This is a genomic window from Natronococcus sp. (genome assembly GCF_047921035.1).
Taxonomy (GTDB): Archaea; Halobacteriota; Halobacteria; order Halobacteriales; family Natrialbaceae; genus Natronococcus.
In genome coordinates this window covers 1-1,354 of the sequence record NZ_JBLRWX010000227.1, presented here as the reverse complement: position 1 = coordinate 1,354, position 1,354 = coordinate 1, and the positions used below count along the sequence as shown (strand labels likewise).

General features: G+C 63.9%; 5 protein-coding genes. All 5 read right to left on the bottom strand.

The window, feature by feature from the left end:
* Positions 1-10: 10 nt before the first annotated feature.
* The gene (locus ACNA7R_RS20385) at positions 11-163 is read right to left on the bottom strand and encodes a hypothetical protein (protein ID WP_416285362.1); all 153 of its coding nucleotides are present in this window, start codon (positions 161-163) and stop codon (positions 11-13) included.
* A gap of 53 nt (positions 164-216) precedes the next feature.
* Entirely contained in the window at positions 217-477 is a 261-nt protein-coding gene (locus ACNA7R_RS20380; protein WP_416285361.1) for a hypothetical protein, read from the bottom strand.
* Positions 474-782 (bottom strand): hypothetical protein, encoded by a 309-nt coding sequence (locus ACNA7R_RS20375; protein ID WP_416285360.1) that lies wholly within the window; start codon positions 780-782, stop codon positions 474-476. The genes ACNA7R_RS20380 and ACNA7R_RS20375 overlap by 4 nt, the downstream gene beginning before the upstream one ends.
* Entirely contained in the window at positions 779-1,042 is a 264-nt protein-coding gene (locus ACNA7R_RS20370) for a hypothetical protein (RefSeq protein WP_416285359.1), read from the bottom strand. The genes ACNA7R_RS20375 and ACNA7R_RS20370 overlap by 4 nt, the downstream gene beginning before the upstream one ends.
* Before the next feature lie 101 nt (positions 1,043-1,143).
* Positions 1,144-1,354 (bottom strand): hypothetical protein (locus ACNA7R_RS20365; protein WP_416285358.1); only part of this gene is annotated, 211 nt, incomplete at its 5' end.

Here is a 1,354-nt window from a genome sequence, read left to right as displayed (position 1 = left end):
CTTTTGCTCGTCATAGTTGGTCCAGTAGTTTTGCATCCAGTTCCGTCGTGTCTTCCCTCAGCTCGCCGTCGAGACGGTAGATGCGTCGCTCCTCGTCGACCGTCTCGATCTCCTCGGCGGCGATCAGTCCCGCGAGTGTCAGCATCGGGAGGTCGTCGTACACCGTCGGCTCCTCGAGCGCTTCGAGGCGCCGCTCCAGTGATTTTCTCGAGGACGTCATGGGTGGATCCCCTCGAGAATCGAGCGCCGGCGGCTGTCGTCGATCTCTCCGAGCACTTCGCGAGCGACCGACGGCGAGAGCCCGGGCGATCCGTCCGGCGTCGCCTCGAGGCCGTCGGTGAGAGCGTATCGGCACCGAAGCAGGTCGCGATAGGCGTCTTTCTGCTCGTCGGTGAGGTCAACAGATTTGACCGTCCCGCCGCCGACCCCGTCCTCGATCTTCGCGACCCGGCGCCGGATCGAACGCTTCGACGTCATGGCTCACCTCGCTCACGTTCAACGAGTTCGGCGACATGGCGTCTCGTCTCGTCGTCCATGTAGCCGAGCGCGAACGCCTCGGGCGGGGTGAGGTCACCAAGAGCCGGGTCGCGCTCCGAGAGCAGTCCGTGTTGCTCGAGCAGCTGCTCGGAGTAGTCCTCGTGACCGAAATACGCCGGCGGACGGCCGACGTCCTCACTGTCGCGAAGGTCCCGGATCCACCGATAGGCGTCCTTGAGGGTGATCTCTCGCGGGGCGCCGTCCTCGAGATCCGAAACGCGACGCTCGAGGTTTCGTCGTGTCATGGCTGATCCCCGCGCTGTTGCTCGAGGTCCTCAAGCCGCTCCTCGATCTCCTCGAGGTCGCGGTCCTTGATCAGTTGCCGATATTGGCCGGCGACGTAGCCGAGAGTCCTGATCCACTTGATTCGGACTTTCTCATTCTCGGCGTCGTACACGCGGCCGCTCTTGACCTTTCGGTGCGCTTCCTCGATCCCGTCCTCCAGGAGTGCGAGCATTTCGTCGCGCTCGAGGACGTCGTCGGGCTCGTCGGTCTCGTCGGTCATAGGCTACCCCACGGGGGTCGGAAGCAGGAAACGCCGTCTGACCGAGCGAGCAGTGATAGATTGCAAGTCATGAGTCGAATTGGTCCCGGCTTGTGTGCGGCTTAGTTGCCGGGTAGCTGCTCGGGGTTGACCGGGACGACCTCGGTAGCCGACGTGTTCCGTAGCTTGCTCGAGACGCCGCGCTCGTGCGGATCGACGAGGACGACTATATCGTCAGCGTCCTCAGCGTTCCCGACTATCTCGACTCGCTCAGCCGAGACGTTCGCCGCGAGGTCGTCGTTCCGGGCGATCACTCGCTCGGCGTTGACTCGC